The sequence below is a fragment of the Halomonas sp. LC1 genome, from assembly GCF_030247125.1.
Classification (GTDB): Bacteria; Pseudomonadota; Gammaproteobacteria; order Pseudomonadales; family Halomonadaceae; genus Vreelandella.
In genome coordinates this window covers 41,340-63,366 of sequence record NZ_JASSPG010000004.1, presented here as the reverse complement: position 1 = coordinate 63,366, position 22,027 = coordinate 41,340, and the positions used below count along the sequence as shown (strand labels likewise).

General features: G+C 59.2%; 17 protein-coding genes and 1 other RNA gene. 17 read left to right on the top strand and 1 reads right to left on the bottom strand.

All coding sequences use genetic code 11. The features are described from left to right. Positions 1 to 22 precede the first annotated feature (22 nt). From rnpB to lpxC, 16 genes are all read left to right on the top strand, one after another. Positions 23 to 382: RNase P RNA component class A (gene rnpB / locus QIT27_RS07790), an RNA gene on the top strand. Positions 383 to 434: 52 nt separating this feature from the next. After that, entirely contained in the window at positions 435 to 1,388 is a 954-nt protein-coding gene (rsmH, locus tag QIT27_RS07785; protein ID WP_253015984.1) for a 16S rRNA (cytosine(1402)-N(4))-methyltransferase RsmH, read from the top strand. Between the two features lie 2 nt (positions 1,389 to 1,390). Continuing rightward, positions 1,391 to 1,726: a cell division protein FtsL gene (ftsL, locus tag QIT27_RS07780; RefSeq protein WP_159342546.1), complete on the top strand. Its 336-nt coding sequence runs from the start codon at positions 1,391 to 1,393 to the stop codon at positions 1,724 to 1,726. Beyond that, positions 1,723 to 3,429 (top strand): peptidoglycan D,D-transpeptidase FtsI family protein, encoded by a 1,707-nt coding sequence (locus QIT27_RS07775; RefSeq protein WP_253015988.1) that lies wholly within the window; start codon positions 1,723 to 1,725, stop codon positions 3,427 to 3,429. Before ftsL ends, QIT27_RS07775 begins: the two co-directional genes overlap by 4 nt. A 16-nt stretch (positions 3,430 to 3,445) precedes the next feature. After that, a complete protein-coding gene (locus QIT27_RS07770; protein ID WP_253015989.1) occupies positions 3,446 to 4,936 on the top strand; it encodes a UDP-N-acetylmuramoyl-L-alanyl-D-glutamate--2,6-diaminopimelate ligase in 1,491 nt (496 codons plus the stop codon). Then, a complete protein-coding gene (locus tag QIT27_RS07765) occupies positions 4,933 to 6,291 on the top strand; it encodes a UDP-N-acetylmuramoyl-tripeptide--D-alanyl-D-alanine ligase (RefSeq protein ID WP_285263401.1) in 1,359 nt (452 codons plus the stop codon). Before QIT27_RS07770 ends, QIT27_RS07765 begins: the two co-directional genes overlap by 4 nt. Before the next feature lie 9 nt (positions 6,292 to 6,300). Further along, a complete protein-coding gene (gene mraY / locus QIT27_RS07760; RefSeq protein WP_159342542.1) occupies positions 6,301 to 7,383 on the top strand; it encodes a phospho-N-acetylmuramoyl-pentapeptide-transferase in 1,083 nt (360 codons plus the stop codon). Positions 7,384 to 7,437: 54 nt separating this feature from the next. Further along, positions 7,438 to 8,817, top strand: coding sequence for a UDP-N-acetylmuramoyl-L-alanine--D-glutamate ligase (gene murD, locus QIT27_RS07755; protein WP_285263400.1), 1,380 nt, complete (start codon positions 7,438 to 7,440; stop codon positions 8,815 to 8,817). Beyond that, entirely contained in the window at positions 8,814 to 10,010 is a 1,197-nt protein-coding gene (gene ftsW / locus QIT27_RS07750; protein ID WP_159342540.1) for a putative lipid II flippase FtsW, read from the top strand. The genes murD and ftsW overlap by 4 nt, the downstream gene beginning before the upstream one ends. 18 nt (positions 10,011 to 10,028) lie before the next feature. Continuing rightward, positions 10,029 to 11,126 (top strand): undecaprenyldiphospho-muramoylpentapeptide beta-N-acetylglucosaminyltransferase, encoded by a 1,098-nt coding sequence (murG, locus tag QIT27_RS07745; protein WP_285263399.1) that lies wholly within the window; start codon positions 10,029 to 10,031, stop codon positions 11,124 to 11,126. Between the two features lie 53 nt (positions 11,127 to 11,179). Continuing rightward, a complete protein-coding gene (gene murC / locus QIT27_RS07740) occupies positions 11,180 to 12,592 on the top strand; it encodes a UDP-N-acetylmuramate--L-alanine ligase (RefSeq protein ID WP_159343771.1) in 1,413 nt (470 codons plus the stop codon). Further along, entirely contained in the window at positions 12,589 to 13,527 is a 939-nt protein-coding gene (locus QIT27_RS07735; protein ID WP_285263398.1) for a D-alanine--D-alanine ligase, read from the top strand. Before murC ends, QIT27_RS07735 begins: the two co-directional genes overlap by 4 nt. A gap of 22 nt (positions 13,528 to 13,549) precedes the next feature. Further along, positions 13,550 to 14,278 carry a cell division protein FtsQ/DivIB gene (locus QIT27_RS07730; protein WP_285263397.1) on the top strand — a complete coding sequence of 243 codons (729 nt, stop codon included), beginning with the start codon at positions 13,550 to 13,552 and terminating at the stop codon, positions 14,276 to 14,278. A 313-nt stretch (positions 14,279 to 14,591) separates the two neighbouring features. After that, on the top strand, positions 14,592 to 15,881 hold the full coding sequence (gene ftsA, locus QIT27_RS07725; RefSeq protein ID WP_159342536.1) for a cell division protein FtsA: 1,290 nt from the start codon (positions 14,592 to 14,594) through the stop codon (positions 15,879 to 15,881). 34 nt (positions 15,882 to 15,915) lie between these two features. Continuing rightward, the gene (gene ftsZ / locus QIT27_RS07720; protein ID WP_285263396.1) at positions 15,916 to 17,100 is read left to right on the top strand and encodes a cell division protein FtsZ; all 1,185 of its coding nucleotides are present in this window, start codon (positions 15,916 to 15,918) and stop codon (positions 17,098 to 17,100) included. Positions 17,101 to 17,256: 156 nt separating this feature from the next. After that, complete coding sequence (lpxC, locus tag QIT27_RS07715; RefSeq protein ID WP_159342535.1) at positions 17,257 to 18,168, top strand: UDP-3-O-acyl-N-acetylglucosamine deacetylase; 912 nt, start codon at positions 17,257 to 17,259, stop codon at positions 18,166 to 18,168. A gap of 104 nt (positions 18,169 to 18,272) precedes the next feature. Here the strand turns inward: lpxC and QIT27_RS07710 are convergent, their stop codons facing one another. Beyond that, a complete protein-coding gene (locus QIT27_RS07710; protein WP_285263395.1) occupies positions 18,273 to 18,749 on the bottom strand; it encodes a DUF721 domain-containing protein in 477 nt (158 codons plus the stop codon). A 546-nt stretch (positions 18,750 to 19,295) separates the two neighbouring features. Here QIT27_RS07710 and secA point away from each other — a divergent pair. Further along, positions 19,296 to 22,019, top strand: a complete 2,724-nt coding sequence (gene secA, locus QIT27_RS07705; RefSeq protein WP_285263394.1) for a preprotein translocase subunit SecA — start codon at positions 19,296 to 19,298, stop codon at positions 22,017 to 22,019. The last annotated feature ends 8 nt before the right edge of the window (positions 22,020 to 22,027 follow it).

Here is a 22,027-nt window from a genome sequence, read left to right as displayed (position 1 = left end):
GGGCGCTGGTATGCTTGCCGCCGGAGTTGGCCAGACAGTCGTCGCTGGCGCGTTCGCAAGAGCCGCCAGGGGAGGAAAGTCCGGGCTCCATAGGGCAGAGTGCCAGGTAACGCCTGGGCGGCGTAAGCCGACGGAAAGTGCAGCAGAGAGTAGACCGCCTAAGCCTTTCGGGGCCGGTAAGGGTGAAAGGGTGCGGTAAGAGCGCACCGCGCGCCTGGCAACAGTGCGTGGCATGGTAAACCCCACTCGGAGCAAGACCAAATAGGGACCCAACGGCGTGGCCCGCGCTGGGTCCGGGTAGGTTGCTTGAGCGCTGTGGTGACGCAGCGCCTAGAGGAATGACTGTCCACGACAGAACCCGGCTTATCGGCCGACTCCCCATTTCCATGAAAGGCGCGCCCGGCGCGCCTTCCCAAATTTTGTGTGAGAGTAACATGCCTTCTGCTGACGCTGATCAGGTCGCCCGCTTTCGTCATACCAGCGTTTTATTGGAAGGAGCGGTAGATGCCCTGGTCCATGACCCTGAAGGAGTCTATCTGGACGGTACCTTTGGTCGTGGCGGTCACTCCCGATTGATTCTTTCGCGCTTGAGCGACCAGGGCCGATTGTTGGCCATGGACCGCGACCCGCAGGCCATTGCTGCCGCGGCTGAAATAGATGACGCCCGTTTCCACATTACTCAGCGTGAGTTCGCCCATTTGGCGGAATTTGCCAAGGAGCAAGGGCTCTACGGCAAGCTCTCTGGCGTGCTGCTAGACGTCGGCGTCTCTTCCCCACAGCTCGACGACCCGGAGCGCGGTTTCAGCTTCATGCGTAACGGCCCGCTGGACATGCGCATGGACCCTACCCAGGGGGAGAGCGCCGCCGAGTTTTTAGCCCGCGCCAGCGAAGCCGATATCGCCAACGTCTTCAAAACCTATGGTGAAGAGCGCTACGCCAAGCGATTGGCGAATGCCGTCGTGAAGCGTCGTGTGGAGCAGCCTTTCACCCATACGGTGGATCTGGCCGAGGTGCTGAAGGCTGCCCATCCGGCGTGGGAAAAGGGGCGCCATCCGGCGACCAAAGCGTTCCAGGGGCTACGAATTTACCTCAACGGGGAACTCGAGCAATTAGACGCCGCCTTAGAGGCAGCGTTAGAGGCGCTGGCACCGGGTGGGCACCTCGTGGTGATCAGCTTCCACTCTTTGGAAGACCGTCGCGTGAAGCGGTTCATTCGTCATCACGTGCGGGGAGATACTCACTTACCCCGCGGGGTACCCATTCGGGACGATCAGTTGAATCGCCGTCTGGAGGCGTTGGGCAAGGGGAGTCGTCCGAGCGACGAGGAAGTCGATGCTAACCCCCGCGCGCGTAGTGCCGTCATGCGGGCGGCTCGTAAGCGAGGCTAATCATGAACATGGAGCGGTTAGGGCACTGGGCGTCCACATTGAGGGCAGAGTGGCCGTTTAAACTGCGCCTACGTTGGTGGCCCATCACGATGATCGTGCTTTTCATGGCTTGTTTGCTGACCGGTTTGGCCGTAGTGACGACAACGCACATGACGCGGATGCAGTATGCCGAGCTGCAGCGGTTGGAGCAGGAGAAAAACCAGCTGCAGACCGAGTGGGGCCAGCTGTTGTTGGAGGAGGGGGCGTGGTCTACACCCGCCCGCATTGAGCAAATTGCCACGGAACGGCTAGAAATGCGTATTCCTGACGTAAATGATGTCGAGGTGATTCGGCCATGAGGCGTGACGGTCGGGGAGGGAAGTCCCGCCAATACCCCATTGCGCCGCCGCTTGCCGGTGGGCGTTTTTTCTTTATCTTATTGGCCGTTGGCTTGGCATCGGCGATTTTGATTGGGCGAATTACGCTGCTCCAGGTCATCGATCGCCCCTTCTTGCAGAGCCAGGGCGATGCCCGCACGCTGCGCCATGAAACCATTCCCGCCCACCGTGGCATGATCACCGACCGAAACGGTGAGCCGTTAGCCATTTCTACCCCGGTCGTGACGCTGTGGGCGAATCCGCAAGAGTTGCCGACGGACGCCATCCAGCGCGTCATGCTTGCCCAGGCGTTAGGCATGACGCTGGAGGATTTCGAATCTCGCGTGGCTCGCTACAGCAGCCGTGAGTTCATGTACCTGCGGCGGCAGATGACGCCCGAGGCGGCACAACGCATCCTCGATTTGCGCACGCCAGGTGTTTACCCCCAGCGTGAGTACAAACGCTACTACCCTGCTGGTGAAGTCGCGGCTCAAATACTCGGGGTCACCAATGTGGACGACGTTGGCCAGGAAGGCTTGGAGTTGGCGTATCAGCCTTATCTAGCAGGCCACCCCGGTCAGCGGCGCGTCATCAAGGACCGACGCGGCCGGCTGGTACGAGAGCTGGGAGTCATTCGCGAGGCGCAGCCCGGCGGAGAGCTAACATTGGCGATCGACCAGCGTATTCAGTACATGGCCTATCGTGAGTTACGCGCCGCCGTGGCCGAGCATCAAGCCGATGGGGGCGTGCTCGTGATGATGGATGCACGCACCGGTGAAGTGCTGGCAATGGCCAATTTTCCCTCCTACAACCCCAATAATCGGGCCGGGTTGGATCCTCGCGGGTTGCGTAACCAGGCGCTGGTCGATGTATTCGAGCCGGGGTCGGTGATGAAACCGCTCGCGATGGCGGCCGTTCTTGAAAGTGGCATCGTTGGTCGTGATGCGGTCGTCGACACCTCGCCGGGGTGGATGCGTCTGGATGAGTTCACGATCCGCGATTTTCGTAATTATGGTGAGTTGGACCTCGCGGGGATTCTCGAAAAGTCGTCCAACATCGGTATGTCCCGTTTGGCATTGCAGTTGAGCGATACGGCGATTTGGGAAAAGTACAACCAACTGGGCCTTGGGCAGAGTCCAGGCACTGGATTTCCGGGCGAATCGACGGGTAATTTACCCGCCCGTGTGCAATGGTCTCGAAGTGAACGCGCGGCGCTTTCCTATGGCTATGGCCTATCTGTCACCGCTGTCCAATTGGCCAGCGCGTACACAGCGTTAGCCAATGACGGTGAGCGCCTCCCTCCTTCGCTGCTAAGGTTGTCAGAACCCCCGCAGGGCATTCCCGCCATTGAGCCTAGCGTTGCGAACGACTTGCTCGACATCTTGGAGACATCGGTAGGGGCTTACACCGGGGGGCGACGGGCACGGGTAGAAGGGTATCGCGTAGGCGGTAAAACCGGCACTGTGCGCAAAACCGGCCAGCAGGGATACGCCACCGATGCTTACCGCAGCGTGTTTGCCGGTATCGCCCCGATTTCGGACCCGCGTATCGTGACGGTAGTAATGATTGACCACCCCAAAGCAGGTGAGTTTTATGGGGGAGCCGTGGCAGCTCCGGTGTTTTCGAGCGTCACCGGTAACGCTCTGCGCTTGCTGGATGTGCCGCCAGACTACGAGGTCGAATAGTGTTTAAGGAGATGGCATGACCATATGCCCAGATCAGTTACGGAAAGCGTTGCACCACGTATGGCCGAGCGCCGAACTGCCGGCCCTGCCTGACCTACCTCGGCAGCTTCATCTGATCACCGATTCTCGCAAGCTCCAGGCAGGCGATGTGTTCGTTGCCGTGCCCGGCAGTCAGAGTGATGGCCGAGCGTATATCGAGCAGGCGTTGGCCAGTGGGGCTACCCTGGTGCTGGCGCATACCAAAGAGAGCGACGTGAGCCTGGACGGGCGCGTGCTGTTTTTGCCGCATTTGTCGCTACGCCTGGGGGAGCTGGGGCGTACGTTATTTGACGTGCCGAGCGGGCTTGAGATCATTGCGGTCACGGGAACCAACGGTAAGAGCTCGGTGACCCACTACGTTGCTGAGCTCAGCGAACGCTTGGGAACGCCCGCCGGTGTGATCGGCACCTTAGGCGTGGGACGTCCAGGGAAGCTGTCGGAGAGCGGGTTGACGACACCAGGACCGCTGGCGCTGCAATCGACGCTAGGTGAACTGGCACGCCAGGGCGTCAAACGGGTTGCGCTGGAGGCCTCTTCCCACGCGTTGGATCAGCAGCGCTTGGATGCGGTGGACGTGAACGTTGGCGTGTTTACCAACCTGACTCGGGATCACTTGGATTACCACGGCAGCATGGCCGCTTATGCGGCGGCGAAGGCCAAGCTCTTTCGTCGGACAGAGTTGACCCTGGCCGTTGTGAACGGTGACGACCCCCTGGCCCGCTTGATGCTGGCCGGGTGCGATCAGCGCGTGCGCGTGTTGGCGACCGGCAGTGATGAAGCCGTCACGCTACGGGTGTTGGATTGGCAGCCGCATGCTCTCGGGCAGCAGGCGTTGATTGCGACTCCAGACGGTGAGAAAGCGCTGCAGCTAGGACTCATGGGCCGCTTCAATCTGGACAATGTGCTGCTGGCCATCGCCGTGCTGTACGGGTTGGGGGAGTCGTTGGACGCTCTGTTCGAGGCTGCGACAACGCTTTCGCCGGTGCCGGGGCGTATGGCGTGCTTCGGTGGTGAACACGCGCCCAGTGTGGTGGTGGATTATGCCCATACCCCAGATGCACTACAAAGTGCATTGGGTGCGTTGCGTGCCCATTTGGGCAGTCAAGGTAAGCTATGGTGCTTGTTTGGCTGTGGAGGCGAGCGCGATACCGGCAAGCGCGCCGAAATGGCCAGCGTGGCAGAGCAGCTGGCAGACCGGGTCGTGGTGACCGATGACAATCCGCGCGGTGAGTCGGCGGCGCACATTCGCCAACAGATTCTCACCGGCTTTACCGGGCGTGCCACGGTCGATGAAGTCGGTGACCGCCGCCAAGCCATCCGCCACGCGGTACATCAGGCCGCGCCAGAGGATGTCATTCTCGTGGCCGGCAAAGGGCACGAAGCATATCAAGAGATCGATGGCGTACGTCATGCCTTCCAAGACGACGAGCAGGTGCGCGACGCGCTTGCTACGCGAGGAGCCGCGTGATGTGGACGTTGGCAGAAATGGCTACCGCGCTGGCGAGCCCTGTGCCGCCAGAACTTGCAGAGCAGCGGGTGTCAGCCATCGTGACCGATACGCGCAACATCGTTCCGGGTTGCTTGTTCATCGCCTTGAAAGGGCCGCGCTTCGATGGTCATGCGTTCGTGGAACAGGCAAGAGCGCAAGGAGCCGCCGCCGCGCTCGTAGAGAGGCGTGTGGATAGCGCCATGCCGCAACTGGTGTGCTCGGATACCCGCTTGGGGCTAGGGCTATTGGCCAAAGCATGGCGCAGACGGTTTAGCCTGCCGCTCGTGGCGGTCACCGGTAACAGCGGCAAGACCACGGTGAAAGAGATGACCGCTGCCCTGCTGGCACCGTTAGGGAAGGTGCTGGCGACAACGGGTAATTTCAACAACGATATCGGCGCTCCGCTAACGCTGCTGCGTCTCTCCGAAGAGCATCAGGCGGGCGTGATCGAGTTGGGAGCGAATCATCTTGGCGAAATTGCCTGGACGAGCCAGCTCACCGCCCCGCAAGTAACCATCCTGACGAATGTGACCGGTGCACACGTAGGGGAATTTGGTGGCATGGGGCAGATTGCACAGGCCAAAAGCGAGATTTTATCGGGCCTCGACGCCCATGGCACGGCCATCATCAACCGAGACGATCATTACTACGCTTTTTGGTCGGCCTGCGCCGCTCCGCGGCGCTGTGTAAGTTACGGCTTACACGAGGATGCGGACGTTCACGCTCGGGCACTTTCCTGCGACTCTCAGGGGCGGTATGCTTTCACGCTTATTGCCCATGGTCAGCCTCTCGGCGACGTTCAACTGCCGCTCATTGGCAGGCATAACGTCAGCAATGCCCTGGCTGCCTCTGCAGCGGCACTGGCGCTGGGCGTGTCACCGCAGAACGTGGTAACCGGGTTGAGCGGTTTGACCTCGCTGTCCGGGCGTCTGAGCGTGGTCGCCGGGTTACGGCATACCACGCTGTTGGATGACACGTACAATGCCAATCCTGGCGCGGTGAAAGCCGCACTGGATGCGCTGGCCAGCTTTCCAGCGCCGCGCTGGTGCGCGTTAGGAGCGATGGGGGAGTTGGGGGACGAATCGCAAGCCCTCCATGCCGAGATTGGCCGCTACGCGGTGTCGCTGGGCATCGATGCGCTATTGACATACGGCGAGGCAGCCCGGGCGGCCTCGGATGCCTTTGGTCGCGGGCAGCATTTTGACGATCACGAGACGCTGGTGCGTCATGTTATTAATACTCTTCCACCCCACACCACACTGCTGGTGAAAGGGTCGCGTAGTGCTGGCATGGAAACGGTCATCGCTGCACTGCGCGCGGATGACACAAGGTAAACGCCGTTCATGTTACTTCATTTGGCGAATTTCTTAGCCCAATACCAGTCAACGTTTCAAGTTTTTAACTATTTGACACTGCGCGTTATTTTGGCCGCGCTCACCGCACTCATGCTCTGCCTCTGGTTGGGCCCGTGGGTAATTCGCCGGTTGGTGGAAGGCCAAATTGGGCAAGCAGTGCGGGATGACGGCCCCCAGTCGCATCTCTCCAAAGCGGGTACCCCGACGATGGGCGGGGCCATGATTCTGTTGGCAATTGCCATTAGTACACTGGTCTGGGGCGACTTGACCAACCACTACGTGTGGGTCGTGCTGCTGGTGACGCTCGGATTTGGTGCGATTGGCTGGGTCGATGATTACCGTAAAGTGGTCGAGAAGAATCCCCGTGGCCTGCCGGCACGTTGGAAATACTTCTGGCAGTCGGTCGTGGGGATTGGAGCGGCCGTGGTGCTCTACGTAACGGCCGCCACGCCTGCAGAAACCAGCCTGCTCATTCCCATGTTCAAGGACGTCGCGCTTCCGCTGGGCGTGTTTTATATCGTGCTGAGCTACTTCGTGATCGTAGGCAGCTCGAATGCCGTCAATCTCACCGATGGCTTGGATGGCTTGGCGATCATGCCGACCGTGCTCGTGGCCATGGGGCTGTCGGTCTTTGCCTACGCTAGCGGCAACGCGGTGTTTGCGAACTATCTGCATATTCCTTTCATTCACGGCACCGGTGAGCTGGCGGTCTTTTGCGCCACCATCGCTGGCGCCGGTCTTGGCTTTCTGTGGTTCAACACCTATCCCGCCCAAGTGTTCATGGGGGATGTCGGTGCCCTGGCGCTGGGCGCGGCGCTTGGCGTGGTGGCAGTCATCGTTCGTCAAGAGATCGTACTGTTCATCATGGGCGGTATTTTCGTGCTGGAAACTGTCTCCGTGATCCTGCAGGTGGGCTCCTATAAGCTCACCGGACGCCGTATCTTCCGTATGGCCCCACTGCACCACCACTACGAGCTAAAGGGGTGGCCAGAACCTCGGGTCATCGTACGCTTCTGGATCATCACGGTGGTGCTAGTCCTACTTGGCCTCGCCACTTTGAAATTGCGATAAGTCGAGACCCGATAGGCGGTAAGCCCGCCTTTAGCACAAGGCAGAAGGAGCCACATGGTGCAGGTACCCAACGGATTTACGGTGGTCGTCGGACTAGGAGTTTCTGGTCAGGCCATTTGCCGTCATCTTACCCAGTTGGGTAGGCCGTTCATGGTGGCGGATACCCGCGAGACCCCGCCGGGACTCGAAGTCTTTCAGCAAGCGCACCCTGGTGTCCACGTACATTGTGGTGCCTTGACGCTGCTGGATATGCGCGAGGCTTACGAGGTCGTCATCAGTCCGGGGGTCGACCCTCGGACGGCAGGTTTGGAGGGGTTGCTGGATCGTCACAATCCGGCCACCGGTGACCCGATGCTCGTGGGTGAAATTGCCCTGTTCAAGCGTGCCGTCAAGGCACCCATTGCCGCGATTACCGGGTCGAATGCCAAATCCACCGTCACCACGCTGCTCGGCGAGATGGCCGCTGCATCGGGAATCAAGGCCGCGGTGGGGGGCAATTTAGGGACACCTGCGCTCGATCTGTTGGCGCAGCAGCCTGACGCTGACCTCTACATTCTGGAGCTATCCAGTTTTCAGCTAGAAACGACCCCGTGGCTAGGCGCTGCATCGGTGGCGTTTTTGAATCTTTGCGACGACCATCTGGATCGGCACGGCGACTTGGCGGGTTACCGTCAGGCCAAACAGCGCATCTTCCTGGGCGCCGCGCACGCCGTGGTGAACGCAGACGATGCCCAGACGTGGCCAGAGCCGATGCTCGACCACGTCGACTACTTCCGCAGTGAACCACCCACCGGCCAGTCCTGGGGGCTCGACGAGCGCCAGGGACGCTGGTGGTTGATGCAGGGGCAGACGCCTTGGTTGGCGGCTGACGAGCTTCAGATGGCGGGTCGGCATAATTATGCCAATGCGTTGGCTGCACTGGCGATGGGAAACGCGTTAGGCTTCGGTCGCGAGGACATGTGTCGTGCCCTGCGAGCATTCGCGGGTTTGCCCCATCGAAGCGAATGGATCGCCGATATTAACGGGGTCCGTTGGGTCAATGATTCCAAAGGAACCAACGTTGGGGCCACGCTGGCGGCCATCAACGGTATTGGTCCCACTCTCGATGGAAAGCTCATCCTGCTGGCGGGGGGCGTGGGCAAGGGCGCTGACTTTACGCCCCTAACGGCTCCACTTGCTGAGTGTGCCCGTGCGGCGATCGTATTTGGCACCGATGCGCCTCGTTTGATGGAAACGCTGGCAGGGGCACTGCCCGTGGAGCGGGTCGAGCACTTGACGCAGGCCATGGAAGTTGCCTTTGCCATGGCCGAGCCCGGTGATTGTGTGCTGCTGTCTCCCGCTTGTGCCAGCCTGGATCAATTCGCGAATTACCAAGCCCGTGGCGATGTCTTTCGTCAGTGGGTGGCGCGCAAACGTAATGAGTTGACGATATGAGCGATGCGTCCGTTAGCCGTATTCAGCGCTTGCGCGCTGCCTTGACGACTCAGCATCTGCCCTGTGATATCTGGCTGGTCTTGGCCGTCGTGGCGCTGGCGGGGTTGGGCTGGGTCATGGTCAGCTCTGCCTCGATAGGACTTCTGGAGAATAGCTACCACTACTCCCGGCAGCACGGCATTTTTTTGGTCTTGGCGATGGCGGCTTGCCTGTTCATGCTGTGCGTGCCTCTGGAGCTTTGGCGCCAGAATGCGGCGCTCATTCTGCTCGTCAGTATTTTCATGCTGGTAGTGGTGCTGATCATCGGTCAGGAAGTGAACGGCAGTAAGCGCTGGATTTCACTGCCGGGACCGCTACCGAGTTTGCAGGTCTCGGAGTTGGCGAAAATCGGTTTGATCTTCTACATGGCGGCATTTATGTCGCGTTTTACCTACGAGTTGCGTCAGCGGGCGTTTACCATGTGGCGGCCCCTGGCCGTTCTGGCGGTGCCTGCGAGTCTGCTATTTCTTGCTCCAGACTTCGGCGGCATGGTGGTCTACACCGTTTGTGTCATTGGCATGCTGATGATGAGCGGTGCGTCGCTGACGCTGCTGGTTGGCAGCGGTGGCGTGTTAGGGTTTGGCGCGGTCATGATGGTCGTGATGGAGCCTTACCGCTTGGCGCGCTGGACCAGCTTCCTCGACCCTTGGGCGGATCAGTTTGCCACTGGCTATCAGTTGACCCAGGCGCTGATTGCGTTTGGCCGTGGCCACGTCACCGGCACGGGGTTGGGCAACAGCGTCCAAAAACTTCACTATTTACCGGAAGCGCATACGGATTTCATTTTTGCCGTGGTGGCCGAAGAGCTGGGCATGATTGGCGCCATTGCCATGGTGCTGCTGTTTACCCTGTTCATCGTACGCGCGATGTGGGTAGGCCGTCGGGCAGAGCTGGCAGGTCATCTGTTCGGTGCCTACGTCAGCTATGGGATTGGTTTTATCGTCGCTGCTCAAGCGTTCATCAATATGGCGGTGAGCTCTGGTCTGTTGCCGACCAAAGGCCTCACATTGCCACTCATCAGTTACGGCGGTTCTAGCCTCTTGGTGACCGGTATGATGATCGGGCTGCTGCTACGGGTCGATGCGGAAACTCGCCACCGCCCGCGACGTACGCCGACCCCTTATCGTGCGCGTCGAGAACCACGTTTATCGTAATCACTCAAGGAGCCGTTTGTGGCGACCAACTCACGTCGACGGATATTGATCATGGCCGGGGGGACCGGTGGGCACGTCATTCCTGCGCTTTCGTTAGCGCATGCGTTACAAGCCAAGGGTGTCGACGTGGAATGGCTCGGGAGCCCGCGCGGTATCGAAAATCAGTTGGTGCCCAAAGCCGGTATTCCGCTGCACACCATCGCCATTCAAGGGCTAAGAGGTAAAGGGCTCGTTGGCTGGTGCAAAGCGCCCATGAATCTTTCCAAGGCGGTATTGCAGGCGCGGCGTATCATTCAGCGTTTCAAGCCGGACGTCGTCGTGGGGCTTGGCGGTTTCGCCAGCGGCCCTGGCGGGCTAGCGGCGTGGCTGTCGCGGGTGCCGCTCGTGATTCACGAACAGAACGCCGTGGCGGGTCTGACCAACAAAGTGCTGTCGCGCCTGGCGACGCGTACCTACGCCGCCTTCGACGATGCGTTCGGCCAGCGGGCTGTCGTCATTGGTAACCCCGTGCGTGATGAGATCACGGCGCTAGGGGAGCATCCCAAGCAGGTGTCGGATCTGGTGGGGCGGCCGCTCAGGCTGCTGGTAGTGGGTGGCTCCTTGGGAGCGGTTGCTCTCAACGAGCGGTTGCCCCCGGCACTGGCCGCGCTACCGCCAGAGCGGCGTCCTGACGTTCGCCACCAAGCCGGTAAAGAGCGCGATGTCGCGACGGCGCAAGCTTACACGGAACATGGCATCGTCGCCGATGTCAGCCCGTTCATTGATGATATGGCAGCGGCCTATGCCTGGGCGGATTTGGTGGTATGCCGTGCGGGGGCATTAACGGTGGCAGAGTTGGCGGCTGCCGCCAAACCGGCGCTGTTGGTGCCTTTTCCCTTTGCCGTCGATGACCATCAGCGAGTCAATGCCGATGTGTTGGTCAAGGCGGGAGCGGCGCAGTGTGTGGTTCAGTCCGCGCTGACGCCTGAGCGTTTAACCCAATTACTAGATGAATTATTGGACCCTGACAGGCTCGCGACCATGGCGTCGAAGGCGCGCCAGGCTGCTCATTTAGATGCCACCGAGCGTCTTGCCGACGGCTGTTTGGGTTTGGTAAAGCAAGGAGAAACTGCGTGACCGATTCAGTGACTAACCTGTCGCCGCGGGGCGCACGCCCTGCCGGCCCCGGCATGCGTCGTATTCAGCGGCTGCATTTCGTGGGTATCGGTGGTGCAGGCATGTGCGGTATCGCCGAGGTATTGGCGAACCAGGGTTACCAAGTCAGCGGTAGCGATATGAAAGCGTCCGCCGTGGTAGAGCGTCTGCGCCAGTGCGGTGTCAACGTGGCGATCGGTCATGCGGAAGCGCATGTCCAGGGAGCCGACGTGGTCGTGGTGTCCAGTGCGATTGACGATGCCAACCCTGAAATACGCTGGGCCCATGAGCACCGCGTGCCGGTGGTGCGTCGTGCTGAAATGCTGGCAGAGCTGATGCGCTTTCGCCATGGCATTGCCGTGGCGGGCACCCATGGCAAAACCACCACCACCAGCTTGACGGCCACGCTGCTAGCGGAAGGGGGGTTGGATCCGACGTTCGTGATTGGGGGTAAGCTCACTAGTGCCGGTGCCAACGCCCGCTTGGGTGAGGGCGACTACCTGGTGGCCGAGGCCGATGAATCCGACGCGTCGTTCCTGCACCTGCAGCCCATGGTTTCGATCGTGACGAACATCGATGCCGACCACATGGCGACCTATGGCGGTGACTTCGAGCGGCTAAAAAGCACGTTCATCGAATTCTTGCACAATCTGCCGTTCTACGGGCTGGCGGTGCTGTGTATCGACGACCCCCACGTGCGTGGCCTGTGTGAGCAGGTGAAGCGACAGTTCGTCACCTATGGCTTCGACGAAGATGCCGACTATCGCATCGTCGACTTTTCGCAGCAGGGGGGAGAGGTCTCGTTCACCGCGCTGCGCCCCGGCGATGCCGCGCCGCTGGCTATTCGCTTGGCCATGCCAGGACGACACAATGCGCTCAACGCCATGGCGGCGATCGTGGTGGCGACGGACGCAGGCGTCAGCGATGAGGCGATTCAACGGGGACTGACCGGATTTGCAGGCGTGGGGCGCCGTTTTCAGGTACACGGCCACTTTCCAGCACCGTCGGGGAGCGGCGAGATCATGCTGGTGGACGACTATGGCCACCATCCCCGTGAAGTCGACATGGTGATTCAGGCAGTGCGAGCCGGCTGGCCCGACCGCCGTCTGGTAATGCTCTACCAGCCTCACCGCTATAGCCGCACTCGGGATCTATACGAGGATTTCGTACGCGTGCTCTCTCAGGTGGATACGCTGGTGCTGCTGGATGTGTACAGCGCGGGCGAGGCCGTACTGCCTGGGGCAGAAGGGCGCACGTTGGCAGGCTCCATCCGACAGCGCGGGGAAGTCGACCCGCTCTTTGTCGAGCACAAGCATGAACTGCCCGCCTTGCTGACTAACGTGCTGCGGCCGGGTGATATCTTGATTACTCAGGGCGCTGGGGATGTGGGCGGTATTTCGCTACGTTTGGCTCAGGCCAAGCTGGCGCTAGACGAGGTGGCGCTATGAACAGGGGGCAAGTCGGTTCCTTGGACCGTGTCGTCGTCGTGTATGGCGGCACCTCTGCCGAGCGAGAGGTGTCTCTCAAAAGCGGCGCAGCGATTTTGGCTGCCCTAAAGCGTCAGGGTGTGGATGCGATCGGCTACGACCCTAAAGAGGGTGGCCTCGCTGGACTCGAGCGTTTGGCACCCAGCGCAGTGTTCGTTGCGCTACACGGTCGCGGCGGCGAAGACGGAACCTTGCAAGGGGCACTCGAGCTGCTAGGCCTGCCCTATACCGGCAGCGGCGTACTGGCCTCCGCGTTGGGGATGGACAAGCAGCGTACCAAGCAAGTGTGGCAGGCCGTGGGCTTGCCCACGCCGGAATGCATCATGCTCAGCGAGCACGCCGACTGGGCCGCCGTGGTTGAGCAGCTCGGCCTGCCAATGATGGTCAAACCGGTGCATGAAGGCTCTACCTTGGGCATCAGTATCGTCAAAAGCCAAGAGGAGCTGCGATCGGCGTATACGGCAGCGGCCAAGTTCGATGCGCGTGTCATGGCAGAGCGATTCGTCGTCGGTGATGAGTACACCGTGGCGCTGCTGGGAGATGACGTCTTGCCTGCCATTCGCGTCGAGGTGCCGGGCGGTTTCTATGACTATGAAGCCAAATACATCGCCAATACCACCCAATACCACTTGCCCTGCGGCTTGTCCGATGAGGAGGAGCAGTCTTTGGCAGCGCTCTGTAAAGAAGCGTTTGTCGCGGTAGGCGGTCGGGGCTGGGGACGCATCGACGTCATGCGGGACAAAGCAGGGCAGTTTTGGCTCATCGAAGTGAATACGGTGCCGGGCATGACCGATCATAGCCTCGTTCCGCAAGCGGCTGCCCATGCGGGTATCGACTTCGACACCCTGGTCATGCGGATTTTGCAGACGGCGATCGCGCCGAGCGTTGCGTCATGATGGACTGGGTAAAAGGCGTGTTATGAAAAAACGCAACGCATGGCTAGGCGTTGTGCTGTTGGCGCTACTGCTGGGTGCCGGGGGGCGAGCGCTGTGGTTATGGCTGGACCGCCCCATCGAGCGAGTGTCGATCCGCGGTGAGTGGGAGTACGTCAGCGCCGACTATTTACGTACCCAGTTAGCGCCGCTGGTGCAGGAAGCGACCTGGTTATCGGCTGATTTGGGCGAACTTCGCCGTCGCGCACTCACCATTGGGTGGCTAAACGAGGTGCGCATCTCCCGTGAGTGGCCCAACGCGCTGGTCTTCGAACTCGTCGAGCAAACGCCGGTGGCACGCTGGAACGACGAGTTTCTCTTGAACCCCGAAGGGGAGCCGTTTGCTTTTGCTCCCCTTGCCGTTCCTGAAGGCTTGCCCGACTTGGCAGGCCCTGGGGGGAGCAGTGAAGAAGTGTTGGCCTACTATCAGCGTTTGCTGCCGCACTTCGCTGGGTTATCCCTGTCGCTCGCTCAGCTACGATTGGAGCCGCGTGGCGCCTGGCGTTTACAGCTATCCAGCGGTGCTTGGGTAATGTTGGGCCGTCGTCAGCACGGCGAGCGATTGGCGAGACTGTCAGCTTCTTGGCAACGCGAACTTGCCAATGTCAGCGATCATATTCGCTACATCGATTTGCGCTACCCTAATGGTGTCGCGGTCGCTTGGCACGGAGAAACAGAGTTTCAAGAGAGTGAACCATCGACAAATGCAGAGTAACCGTCGATGACAATGTGCAAAAAGTAGGTAAAGGTGAGTGGTTGCCAACGCCGAAAAACCCGTCAATGGGGTTTAAATTGCCGTTCAAGCCAATTATCGTGGGCGTGGGCTAGTCGTATTGCGACTATTGTTTCTATACTATGTCCCTAGCGGTGCTGTGGGTGGGTTTTTATTATCCTATCAGCGGTTAGCACGGTTCATCGCGTATTAAGTTTAACGTTACTAATTTCAATTTGGCAGCTGCTCTTTTTGCTAAGGCAATTAAAGTATCTTCCGTATTATTTAAAATGACGGCAAGGAGATTCCCCGACTCATGGCAGGCTCACCCAACGCATCCAATATGGTTGTCGGGCTGGACATTGGAACGTCCAAGGTCGTCGCGATAGTCGGTCAACCCACCGATGATGGTGGGATTGAAATTGCCGGTATCGGTTCACATCCGTCGCGCGGCATGAAGCGCGGCGTCGTCATCAATATCGAATCGACGGTTCAGTCGATTCAGCGCGCCGTAGAAGAAGCGGAGTTGATGGCAGGGTGCGATATTCACTCGGTGTACGTGGGTGTGGCCGGCAGTCATATTAGCTCGATGAACTCAGACGGTGTCGTGGCAATTAAAGAGCGTGAAGTCACGCCTTCCGATATCGACCGAGTGATCGACTCTGCGCGCGCTCGTGCGATTTCCGAAGGCCAGCGTGTGCTGCACGTGCTGCCGCAGGAGTTCTCGATCGATGCCCAAGGCGGCATTCGCGAGCCGTTGGGGATGTCCGGCGTGCGGCTGGAAGCCCAAGTGCATCTGGTGACGGCGGCCCTCAATGCCGTTCAGAATATCGAGAAGTGCGTGCGCCGCTGTGGGTTGGATGTCGACGCGATCATTCTCGAACAGCTTGCGTCGAGCATGGCCGTGCTGACTGAGGACGAGCGTGAGCTGGGTGTTTGTATGGTCGATATCGGCGGTGGCACCACCGATATGGCGATCTTTACCGAGGGAGCGATTCGCCACACGGCGGTCATTCCCATTGCTGGCGATCAGGTTACCAACGATATCGCCATGGCGCTGCGCACGCCGACTCAGCACGCCGAAGAGATTAAAGTGAAATACGCTTGCGCGTTAACACAATTGGCAGCAAGCGATGAGATGATCAAGGTTCCCAGTGTCGGTGACCGTCCAGCCAGAGACCTATCGCGCCAAGCGCTGGCAGAAGTGGTCGAGCCACGTTACGAAGAGCTGTTTACCTTGGTAAGAGACGAATTACGTCGCAGCGGCTATGAAGATATGGTCGCTGCGGGGGTGGTGCTCACCGGCGGCACCTCGCGCATGGAAGGTGTAAGCGAATTGGCAGAAGAGATTTTTCACATGCCGGTTCGTATTGCCTGCCCGCAAAATGTCAGAGGCTTGGCAGATGTGGTTCGCAATCCTATCTATGCGACGGGCGTTGGTTTACTGCATTATGCACTGCAGGAAACGCGTCATGGGCAAGGCCTAGAAAGCCACGGGGGAGTCGTTGCGGCCCACAAAGGACGTAACGAATTAGCCCGGCGTGATATCAAGGATGGCCATTCGGCGCTGGCAAGAATCAAAGGCTGGTTCAAAGGAAATTTCTGATAGGGCCGCAAGCGCGGTTCAGGAGACGGGGCTTATGTTCGAATTGGTAGATAACGCACCCTCGAGCAGTGCGGTCATCAAAGTAGTGGGCGTTGGCGGCGGTGGCGGTAACGCGGTCAACCACATGGTCGAGAGCAACATCGAAGGCGTCGAATTCATTTGCGCCAATACCGATGCTCAGGCCCTCAAGCGCGTATCGGCAAAGACGGTGCTGCAGCTAGGTAGCGAGATCACCAAAGGCCTTGGTGCTGGCGCGAATCCCGAAGTGGGCCGTCAGGCTGCCATGGAGGATCGTGAGCGCATTGCCGAACTGCTCAGCGGTGCCGACATGGTCTTCATTACCGCTGGCATGGGGGGGGGCACCGGTACCGGCGGTGCGCCCGTGGTAGCGCAGGTAGCCAAAGAGCTGGGTATTTTGACGGTAGCGGTCGTGACACGCCCCTTCCCCTTCGAAGGGCCTAAGCGGATGCGCGCTGCTGAAGAGGGCATGAAAGAGCTCTCCGAGCACGTCGATTCATTGATCACCATTCCTAATGAAAAGCTGCTGTCGGTGCTTGGCAAGAATGCCACGCTGCTGACGGCCTTCAGTGCTGCCAACGATGTACTACTGGGCGCGGTCCAGGGTATCGCGGAGCTGATCACCAGCCCTGGCATCATCAACGTCGACTTTGCCGATGTGCGCACCGTTATGTCGGAAATGGGCATGGCGATGATGGGCACTGGCGGAGCCACGGGTGAAAACCGTGCCCGCGAAGCGGCTGAAAAAGCCATTCGCAGCCCGCTACTGGAAGATATCGATCTACACGGCGCGCGCGGCATTTTGGTCAACATCACTGCAGGTCCCGACCTCTCGATTGGCGAATTCAACGATGTCGGTGCCACGGTTCAGGAGTTTGCGTCCCAAGAGGCGACGATCGTGGTCGGTACGTCCATCGACATGGAAATGTCCGATGAGCTGCGTGTGACGGTCGTTGCGGCGGGTCTCGATGGCAGTAAAGCCAAAGCTTCGGCAGCGCGCGAGCCCGCTCGTCGTTCAGCGGCAGAGGCCGGTGGCTCTGACTACCGAAAACTTCAGCAACCCACCGTGATGCGTCAGCAGGCCACGGCACGCGCGGAAGCCCCCGATGCAGCGCCAAAACCGCGCGCTGAGAAACGTCGCGCAGCGGATGCTGACGACTACCTGGATATCCCCGCGTTTCTACGCCGTCAGGCGGATTAACGCTCGCTATCAGGTTCATTGCAGCAGCAAACGAGAGTTTTATTGGTTAAAACGCTCGTTTGCTGTTAAAGTGAACACTGTTTGATAACTTTCTTCCCCTGCGGATCCTGTGGCAATTCGCCGCAAGCCGCCGTCATTAGAGCTTGACCACTACCCATGATCAGACAACGCACATTACAAAACGTCATTCGCGCCACTGGAGTGGGTCTGCACTCTGGCAAAAAAGTCCATATGGCTTTGCGTCCGGCGCCGGCCAACACCGGCATTGTGTTTGTCAGAACCGATCTGGACCCCGTGGTACATGTACCTGCCCGTGCCGAGCTAGTCGAAGACACCACGTTGTGTACGGCACTCTCTCATGAAGGCGTCAAAGTGGCGACCGTCGAGCACCTCATGTCCGCCTTTGCGGGTTTGGGCATCGACAATGCCTACGTCGATATCAGCGCCCCCGAAGTGCCTATCATGGATGGTAGCGCTAGTCCGTTCGTTTTTCTGATTCAATCGGCCGGTATCCTGGAGCAGGACGCGGCGAAAAAATTCATTCGCATCAAGCGCCGTATTGGCGTGACCGATGGCGATAAAGAAGCCACCTTTTTGCCCCATCAAGGTTTCAAGGTTTCGTTTGCCATCGATTTCGACCATCCGGTTTTCGAACAGCAGAAACAAACTGCGCTGATCGATTTTTCGACCACGTCGTTTGTCAAAGAAGTCTCCCGGGCGCGCACCTTTGGGTTCATGCGCGATCTAGAGTACCTGCGCTCCAACAATTTAGCCTTGGGGGGCAGCCTGGAAAACGCGATCGTGGTCGACGATTACCGTATCGTCAACGAGGGTGGTCTGCGCTACGAAGACGAGTTCGTCAAACACAAGGTACTAGATGCCATTGGCGATTTGTACCAGCTGGGATACAGCTTGATTGGCGAATTCCGTGGCGTGAAGTCGGGTCATGCCCTGAATAATCAGCTGTGCCGTGAGCTGATGGCTCAGCCGGATGCTTACGAGATCGTGACGTTTGAAGAAGAGAAGGCCGTGGCCCCTATCTCCTATGCGGCACCGGCGATGGCGTAATTTGCCGAAAAACAAAATGTTGGGGACGAGTTGAAATCGTGAAAGGGTCCCCCATCTACAAAGCACTGCTTCGGCGGTGCTTTGTTTGTTTTGGGTAAGCGCTTCTAGCGTGACGTTTTGGTATCTTCCGAACGCGCGTGAGAGGCTAAGCGCTCTAAGGCATGTCTCAGGCTAGGGCTGTCGGTGTCTTTGGCGCATTCGGCCAAGGTTTTGCCTGCGTCGTCGGAAAGCGTTCGCGTGAAGCGTTTAGGCGATTCGATGGGGCGTACGGGACGCACTTTGAGGGTAAATCCTGTTACTCCTTCAAAGCCAGGGAGCTGATGAAGTAGCGATAATAGTCGCGATTGCTCGTAGCGTAGCCACGTCAGCCAGCTTGCTTGTCCGCTGATGAGAGTCAGGCGCCCGCTGCTGAAGCCGCCCACGAAAATGTGTTCGCGCATTTCGTCGGGTAAATGAGCGCGAAGATGGCGCTGCGCTTGATCAATCAAGCGTGATTGCCGCATGAGCTGGCCAACGCCGCCTGACTTGGTCAGCAGTTGGGCAATGGGCTGTGCGCGAGAACGCTTAACCTTTATACTCATCAACTTGATTCCTAGGGTGTTGCGAGTGGCGTCGTACTGGCAACTACGAGCAGCACCTGTGTTTGACCGCCAATAGACAGAGCCTAACACGCTCGGGAGCCAGTCCACAGCATGTCATCAACGTTACAGATCGAATCTGCTTCGCCAAGGCGTCCTCGACGCTATGGCCTAGCGCGTTGGTGGTTGGCTGGCTTACTGGTGAGCTGTTTATTACCCGCTAGTCTACACCCATCCGACGCACTGAGAAGTAGCGACCGTGGCGTCTGCATCTGCTTTTGGATGCCTGCTATGCTTCGCGCCCAATCTCACTGGATCGCGAAGAAACGGCGCGCGCTTCGCCGCTGGTTTCACCGTCAAACGCGGCGAGCGCCCCAGGCCCCCCGTCGCCCTTTGTCTTTTCTGCCGTTCGCGCTCCCGCTCGTCGCTGCCCGCGATGTCGTGACGCCCCGTGGCCCGCCTGCTCGATAACGCATCGCTTCATATCACCCTCTTTGCTTGATACCTGAGCGTACCTGGATGGGGCGCTCACGATGATTTGGAAATTTCATGATTAACAACTTGTTACGTAAAGTAGTCGGTTCCAAGAACGACCGTGAAGTCAAGCGCATGCAGAAAAGCGTGCAGAGCATCAATGCGCTGGAAGAGACCCTGGCGGGCCTGAGCGATGCCGAGCTTCAAGCGAAAACTCCAGAACTGCGCCAGCGCCTAGACGACGGGGCAGCGCTGGATAGCCTACTGCCCGATGCGTTTGCCGTGGTGCGTGAAGCCAGCAAGCGAGTCATGGGAATGCGACACTTTGACGTGCAAATGGTCGGTGGTATGACCTTGCATCGTGGTCGAATCGCGGAAATGAAAACCGGGGAAGGTAAAACGCTGGTTGCCACGCTCGCGGTCTATTTGAACGCGCTGACCCGTAAAGGCGTGCATGTCGTGACCGTGAACGACTACCTTGCCCGTCGCGATGCGGAGTGGATGCGCCCCCTGTATGAATTCCTGGGGCTCACGGTGGGCGTTATTTTCGCCGGACAGACGGGGGAAGAGAAACGTCACGCGTACCAGTGTGACATTACCTACGGCACCAACAACGAGTTTGGCTTCGACTACCTGCGCGACAACATGGCGTTCTCGCTGGAAGACAAAGTTCAGCGCGGTTTGCACTACGCGATTGTCGACGAAGTGGACTCCATCCTGATCGATGAAGCGCGCACGCCGCTGATCATCTCCGGCGCGGTAGATGAAAATACCGACCTCTATGGCATCGTCAACCGCCTTGCCCAGCAGCTCGAGCAGGGAGAAGTCTCCGAAGATGAGGACGCGCCGGTAAGCGGCGATTTCGTGCTCGACGAGAAGCAGAAGCAGGTAGAGTTGACCGAACAGGGGCACAACAAAGTCGAAGAGCTCATGCGAGCCGAAGGGCTGTTGGGCGAAGGCGAGTCGCTCTACGCCGCGCAAAACCTCAACCTGTTACAGCACATGCACTCCGCGCTGCGCGCACGCCATCTCTATCACCTGGATGTGGATTACATCGTCGCCGAAGGTCAGGTAGTGATCGTCGACGAGCACACTGGCCGTACGATGCCTGGCCGTCGTTGGTCCGAGGGGTTGCACCAAGCCGTCGAAGCCAAAGAGGGAGTAACGGTTCAGCGAGAAAGTCAGACGTTGGCGTCTACCACGTTCCAGAACTACTTCCGTCTGTATGAAAAGTTGTCGGGCATGACGGGCACGGCAGATACCGAAGCGTTCGAATTCCGTCAGATTTACGGCCTGGATGTCATCGTCATTCCCACCAACCGCCCGCTGGCGCGTAAGGATCTCAACGATCTGGTGTACCTCAGTGCGGAAGAGAAGTACGAAGCCATCATCAAAGACGTGAAGGCAGAAACCGACGCCGGCCGCCCGGTGTTGGTGGGTACCGCCTCCATTGAAACGTCTGAGTATTTGGCGCGCCTAATGCGTGAGGCTGGGCTGAAATTTAACGTTTTGAACGCCAAGCAGCACCAAAGCGAAGCGGAAATTATTGCCCAGGCTGGCCGTCCCGGCGCGATCACTATCGCTACCAACATGGCGGGTCGCGGTACCGATATCATGCTAGGCGGTAACTGGGAAGCTGAGGCCGCTAAGTTGCACAACCCCTCGCAAGCTCAAATCGATGCGCTCAAAGCCGAGTGGCAAAAGCGCCATGATGCGGTACTGGAAGCCGGTGGCTTGCACGTGGTGGGCTCTGAGCGCCATGAATCTCGCCGTATCGATAACCAGCTCCGTGGTCGTGCCGGTCGTCAGGGCGATCCAGGCTCTACACGCTTCTTCCTCTCGCTGGAAGACAGCCTCATGCGCCTATTTGGCTCCGACCGGGTGAAGCGCTTGATGCAGGCGCTGGGGCTTGAGCGTGGCGAAGCCATCGAGCACAAGATGGTTTCCAATGCGGTCGAGCGCGCGCAGAAGAAAGTAGAAGGGCGTAACTTCGATATTCGTAAGCAGCTGCTGGAGTACGATGACGTTGCCAACGATCAGCGCCGCGTGATTTACGAGCAGCGTAATGAAATCCTCGCCTCTGATGACGTCTCCGCTGCGGTGGTGGGTATTCGAGAGGAGGTGATGGAAGACGCGATTAGCGATTACGTGCCCCCTCAAAGTCTGGCCGAGCAGTGGGATCTGCCTGGTCTGGAAGCGCATCTGAAAACGGAGTTCAATCTCGATGCTCCGGTCGTTAAGTGGGCGGACGAGGACGAGCGCTTCAGTGAAGAGAAGTTGCGCGAGCGTCTGCAAACCATGCATCGAGACGCCTACCAAGCGAAGATCGAGTCCGCTGGTGAAGCGCTGATTCGTCGCTTCGAGAAACAGGTGATGCTGCAAGTGCTGGATACCCGCTGGAAAGAGCACCTGCAGTCCATGGATCATTTGCGTCGCGGTATCCACCTGCGTGGCTATGCACAGAAAAACCCCAAACAGGAGTACAAGCGCGAGTCCTTCGAGCTGTTCCAGCATCTGTTGACCAACATCAAAGCCGATGTCACGCGTATTCTCAGCCACGTTCAGGTGCGTCAGCCAGAAGAGGTCGATGCTCTGGAGCAGAAGCGCCGTGAAGAACTGGCCCGTGAGAAGGCGACGGCTGCTAGCCGTCATGAGGCACCCGATACCGAGCCGAGCGAAGCCGCTCCCGGCGCCGATGGTCGTCCGCTGCGTCGTGAAAACCCGAAAGTGGGCCGCAACGACCCCTGCGTATGTGGCTCCGGTAAGAAGTACAAGCAGTGCTGCGGCAAATTGAGCTAATCACGCGC